Annotated in this window: 2 protein-coding genes; both read right to left on the bottom strand. The window is 42.1% G+C overall.

Annotation, left to right across the window (positions count from 1 at the left end; all coding sequences use genetic code 11):
* Positions 1-5,720: Rib/alpha-like domain-containing protein (locus ABPH35_RS10090; protein WP_368849786.1), on the bottom strand; the 5,720-nt coding region annotated here is incomplete at its 3' end.
* Between the two features lie 317 nt (positions 5,721-6,037).
* On the bottom strand, positions 6,038-6,628 hold a 591-nt coding region (locus ABPH35_RS10095; protein WP_368849787.1), incomplete at its 5' end, for a recombinase family protein.

Genomic DNA, 6,628 nt, shown 5'->3' on the forward strand with positions numbered 1-6,628 from the left:
GTTGTGCCATCAACTGGTTTCTTAATGTCAACTGGGACGTTCACTTCTTCGCTTGAACCGTCTTTGTAGGTAATCACTACTGGTACATCGTGGTGACCTTCCTCTGTTGGAATTGTATTACCTTCTTTGACTTTAACACTTGCTCCGTCTGGTAAGTTCGGTACAGCTTTTTCAATGTCGCCTTTTAGACCCTCTTCTGTGACTGGACTTTCTTTTGTCACTGGAGTAGCTGTTGGCTCTGTTTTGTCCGCTTCTGATTTATTAACGGTTACTGTCACATTCACAACTTTGTCTGTTAAGCCATCTTTGTGTAATGTTACTGGAATGGTTACCTCTACGCTGTCTTTTCCGTTGAAGTCCAATCCGGTTGGTGTGCCGCTAATTGCTCCATTTCCATCAACTGTTAAACCAGATACGGTGTTTGGTGTAATCGTCACGCCGTCTTGGTTTGGTGTCACCACTGTTGTTGGTGTGACTGGGACGCCATTTACCGCTGTTGCTGGTGTTGTTGTGCCATCAACTGGTTTCTTAATGTCAACTGGGACGTTCACTTCTTCGCTTGAACCGTCTTTGTAGGTAATCACTACTGGTACATCGTGGTGACCTTCCTCTGTTGGAATTGTATTACCTTCTTTGACTTTAACACTTGCTCCGTCTGGTAAGTTCGGTACAGCTTTTTCAATGTCGCCTTTTAGACCCTCTTCTGTGACTGGACTTTCTTTTGTCACTGGAGTAGCTGTTGGCTCTGTTTTGTCCGCTTCTGATTTATTAACGGTTACTGTCACATTCACAACTTTGTCTGTTAAGCCATCTTTGTGTAATGTTACTGGAATGGTTACCTCTACGCTGTCTTTTCCGTTGAAGTCCAATCCGGTTGGTGTGCCGCTAATTGCTCCATTTCCATCAACTGTTAAACCAGATACGGTGTTTGGTGTAATCGTCACGCCGTCTTGGTTTGGTGTCACCACTGTTGTTGGTGTGACTGGGACGCCATTTACCGCTGTTGCTGGAGTGGTTGTGCCATCAACTGGTTTCTTAATGTCTACTGGCACGTTCACTTCTTCGCTTGAGCCGTCTGCGTATGTGATGACTACTGGTACATCGTGATGACCTTCAGTTGTTGGAATTGAATCACCGTCTTTGACTTTAACTTTCGCACCAGCTGGTAAGTTTGGTACAGCTTTTTCAATCTCCTCTTTTAGACCGTCTGCTGTCACTGGACTTTCTTTTGTCACTGTATTCGGTGCTGGCGTTGTTTTCTCAGCTTCTGATTTATTAACCGTTACCACAACATCTACTGTTTTAGGTGTTAAGCCATCTTTACTGATTGTCACTGGAATGGTTACCACTTTGCTGTCTTCATTTGGACCAAACGTTACGCTTGGGGTGCCACTTACGTTACCATTTTCATCAATTCTTAAACCATCTTTTTCAGCTGGTGTAATGGTCACGCCATCTTGGTTTGGTGTCACCACTTTTGTTGGTGTTACTGGTACGCCATTAATTCCTTCTTTAGCTACCGTTGTGGCGTCTAGCGATTTGTAAATCGTGATTGGCACATCAACTTGCTTGCTTGTACGCTCCGGATAATCTGCTTTGCTGACCGTTGCTCGAAGTGTTACTACCTTACTTTCTTCATTCGAATTAAAGCTGACATTCGGTGTTCCTATCAGATTCCCATTTCTATCAAGAGATAGACCAGAAACACTGTTAGAAGAAACTGTAAATCCTGTTTGATTAACCGTCAATGCTGGTTGTCCAGTTGCGGTTACACCATTTTCAAGACTTATTTCATTTGCTGTTGCCGCTAATGGTTTATAAACAGTAATTGCTACATTTTCTGTTTTGGTTTGACGTCCCGGCTTGCTCACCGTTACTGGAATGTTGATAACCTTGCTATCTTCATTTGGATTAAAACTGACATTTGGTGTACCTGTTAGGTAGCCGTCAGCATTGATTGTCAAACCGTCTACTGTTCCAGCACTTAAAGTAGCTCCGTTTTGGTTGACAGTTACGACTTTTTCTCTTCTAGTCGTCGCATTACCTGATGTTCCATTTTCTATACTTACTGTATGAGTCGTTAAAACCAATGGTTTATTGACTGTTATCGGAACATCTACCTCGACACCTGGACCATGAAATTGTTTTCTAGCTCCTGCTTTAAGAGTGACTACTTTGCTATCTTCATCATCTCTAAAAGTAACATTCGGTGTGCCTGTTAAATTCCCAAGTCGGTCAATTGATAAGCCAGAAGTATTCCCGCTACCTGTCATATCATTTACTCGTACATTCGGAATATTACCTTCTACAACCTTCGTATTAGGAACTACTTGTACACCTGCTTCTACTTCTTTTGGAATTGCAGTCAATTCAAATTTCTTGTTAATCGTAATCGGCACATCTACTGTTTTACTTTGTTTTCCTTTTGTAACCGTAACAGGGATCGTAATATTTTTCGATATTTCACCATCTGCAAAATCAACATTTGCTTCGCCTATCAACTTAAAATTCCCGTTAACATTTTCAACTCTTAAATTATAAGGGTTAGTAGTAGTGACATCTGCTCCGCTGACTTGATTGTGGGAAATTGCCGTAAAGGTATTTGTCTCAACACCGTTCACAACAACGATGTCTTTCCCATCTGGCTTAACGGTCACTTCTAAAGGACGGTAAACAGTTATCGGTACATTTGTTCCAGCTGAACCGTTATCTCGTGAATTCCCAATAACAGTGATATTTACTACTTTTGAGTCTTGACCATCTGGGAAGGTAGCTGTCGGTGTTCCTGTTAAGTTACCATTAGCATCAATATTTAGCCCTTCAACCGCTCCTAAAGTAGTGTAGCTTACATTTGGTTTGTCAGCTTCAACAACTTTCATTCCTGGAGTTACAGGTACACCGGCAGGAACTTCTTTTGGTATTGGTGTAATAGCAACTTTTTTATTAACTGTTACTCTAACATTAACTGTTTCACTTCGTCCCCATTTCGCTACTGTAACTGGAATCACAACTTCTTTACTAGTTTCGTTACCTGTAAAGGTTACACTAGGCGTTCCAACAAGTCTGCCTTGATTGTTGACCGTTAACCCATTTACCGTTGGAGCAGTTAGACTGACACCTCCTGCTTGATTATGGCTTAAGACGTTAATCGTACGATTAATTTGGTCGCCATCTATCACTGTCGCTGAAGTGGGTGTAGCAACAACAGGTTTACGGACAGTAACAGATACCTTGTCGTTAAGAGTAACCGTTCGACCATTTCTTGTTAGGGTAACAGGTAGTTCTACGACTTTTTCATCTTGACCGTTTGCAAAGTTTACGTTAGGCATTCCAGCAAGGTTCCCATTTGCATCAACGCGAAGTCCGTCAATAGTCGGAGTTGATACTGTTGCTCCTGTAAGGTTAGGAGTTACGACTTTGGTAGAAGGGACATTTTCGCCATTATAGACAATACCTCCACTTGTAACGCTACCTGTCAATGCTGGTTCTGGGTAACGAACAGTAACAGTTACAACCTTGGCATGCCCAGATGGTAGAGTTACACGCATCTTAATCTTGCTGTCTCCCTGACGAGGGATTGCATTAAAATCATTTGTTGTTCGTCCGTCAGGTAGCTCAATTCCTAAAAACTCTTTCCTTAAGGCATTATTCCCCCAAGTAATACCGGACTGGCCAGCTTTATAGGTTTTTTGTAATTGTTGCTCAAAAGCTAAACGATTGTAGCTTTGATTGGCTGTTCTTGTAACGACTGAATCTTCAATCGATACACCATCAATCGTCACCGCTTCACTGAGAGCTACTTTATTGCCGTTTAATTCTGAACGTAGGCGTGTTGTGTAGTGAGGCGTCGCATTATCCCCAGACCCTGACGTTAGAACACTTCCTGTTGTAAGAAGAAGTTGCGCTCCTTGTGAACCGCCACGATTTACGACCCTAAGTCCTAGATTTGTCCCCGGCAAAAATTGGCTTGGGTTATTATCAGAGCCATCATTAGCAATAAATTTTGCAGAATTTTGGTTACTTCCAACTGGTGCAATACCTACAACTACATCATTTTCAACTGGTGTGTTTGTCCAAAGAGCGATGCTTCTTGCAGTAATTGGCGGTTCAATAGCCGTTTCTTCAAAACGAATACGGTTGTGACCACTATTATCTCTATTATGAGTCGCCACCCCTGCCGCAAGATAAACTTTACGACCATGGCGCTCATAATTCGCTTTGGTAACATAGACTTTTACCGTTACCATATACTCTTTTTTAGTAGGGTTGGTTGCTTCATCAATCACCCATACACGAGTGTCATCACTTGTGATACCTAATAGGCCCTTATACCAAGCAAATTCCTCAACATTCATTTTACGCCCCAGTGTTACAGACATTGGAGGATCACCAAGTCTACCACGGTCAACCCTTTCAGCTCGCGGCACTCTAGCAACCCTTGGCGTAGTAGAGTAAAGTAATTCTACCGTTGGTTCTTCTCTAATTTCTGCATAGCTTGACGGGATGAAATAAATACGACCACGTACATCCGTTCCTCTCCCTTGGTTTGTATGGATTTTATAGGTAATCGTTGCGTTTCCGCTACTATCAAAAGTAACCTTTTTCTCTGCAATATTGATGTCGTTGGCAACCTCAGAGTCTCCCAGTCTTTCTGCGCGATAACCAAACGCCTTGTAAAATGAACCAGCTTCTCCAATTCTAAAACCTGTCCCCGTTGGCATATCAGCCGCTGCTTCAACAACAGCAGTACCTGGTAGATAGTAAATTTCCCCTTCTAGCGTGACAAAGACATCTCCGTTGTCTTCCACACGGACATTCTTATCGGAAAGAGACTTGTTGAGTCTTAGGATGAGGTTTTTAACCCGTTCTTTTTCACTTTCTTTCAGTTGGTTGACGTCCACCACTGGGATAATTCGATTTGGTGCCACCAGTTCAAAGGCTGCTTCTGCTTTTTCAACATCAATCTTAGGCGTTTCTTCTGTCCTATCCATGATGACGTCCGCTTTGTAGGCAACGCTCTCTGGCGAAGCTGATTCTGCAGTTGCGGCCTTCTCTTTTTCGAGCTCTTTCTCGGCAGGAGCAAAGGTTCCTTCTGTTGCTGCTGTTTTTTCTGCAGTTTCTGGCTTATCGATTTTATCCACTTTTTCTTCAGACTCTGCCTGATCTGCGACCTTCTCTTCCTCTTTGGCAGCAGTGATTGCACTTGGACCCGCCACTTCTTGCGGACGAACTTCGATGATAGCTGTAGCAGGTAGACGATAGGACTTACCATTATAGGTCACGATGACCTCGCCCTTGTCAGTTACGACAATCATCTCTGATGTTACTGCTGGATTTGCAGCGAGGACAAGCTCCTTGATCTGGGCTTTTTCCTCTTCTGTCAGCTGATTGGCATTTGCGACCAGTACTCTTTGAGGAATCCCTTGCAAGTTCAAGGCAGCAAGCTTGCTTGCCTCCTCTTCAGCCAGTGCCGTTTCTGCAACTCCATCGGCAGACGAAGCTACTGCTTCCTCTTTTGGAGCTTCCGCAGTAACATTTTCTCCAACAGCAATTTCATCACTTGACAGTTCAGAACCTGCTACCGCTTGGGGCACATCCCCATTTTCTGGACTTTCAGCAAAAACCGTTGGGACACCGATCAGTGTTGCCCCCAGAAATACTGAAAAGACCCCTACCTTAAATTTTCGGATTGAAAATCTTTCTTGTCGTTTAAAAAACATATATATCCTTTTCTCTAACTAAGCTTGGAAAATATCATCATTTTCCGAGTATTACATAAAAAATAAAAACTACAAGTATTAACTATTCATCCGAATACCTCCTACTATAAAAAGATTATTTAGAAAGCTCACGCTGTTCAAAAAAGCAGACTTTTTGGAAAAAATGAGCTAAAATATTGTTGGTTACTTTATTACCATATATAATCTTAAGAAAGCAGGACTTTTGGAACGCATATAATTAGGGACAATTGAGCGAAATTTAGGCTAAATTTCCACTGATTTTAGCCGTTCCAAAAGTCCTAGTATTTTGAACAATTTTAGTCACTTTTTTTCGCCCTCAACCAGTTGTAGCAAGTTGTTTTAGCAACTCCTAAGTATATAGAGGCTTCGTTGATGCTGATTTCTTTATTTTTCCACATGGCATAGACCTCTTCAAAGTTCTGCGGAATCTCTTTTTTAGGTCGTCCAAAACGAACCCCTTTTTTCTTTGCTTCGCAAATGCCCTCCCTCTGACGTTGCAACATATTTTCCCGCTCTACTTGCGCCACATAGGACAGGACTTGCAAAACCAAATCTGATATAAAACGTCCTGTAATATTATTATCAAAAGAGGACTTTGTATTTAACAAATCTAAATCAATTACTTTAATATCCACCTCACGTTCACGAACTAAATAGCGCCACTGCTCGATGATCTCATCGTAATTTCTCCCCAGACGGTCAATGGATTTGATGACAATCTCATCACCTTTTTTTAACCGTCTCAACATTCGTTTGTATGCTGTTCGATTAAAATCTTTTCCTGACATCTTGTCAATGTACAATTGTTTTTGACAAAGTCCCTCCTCAAACATTGCTGCCAATTGGCGATCAATATTTTGCTCCTTTGTAGAAACACGGATATAGCC

The organism is Streptococcus handemini, assembly GCF_040984445.1.
Lineage (GTDB): Bacteria > Bacillota > Bacilli > Lactobacillales > Streptococcaceae > Streptococcus > Streptococcus handemini.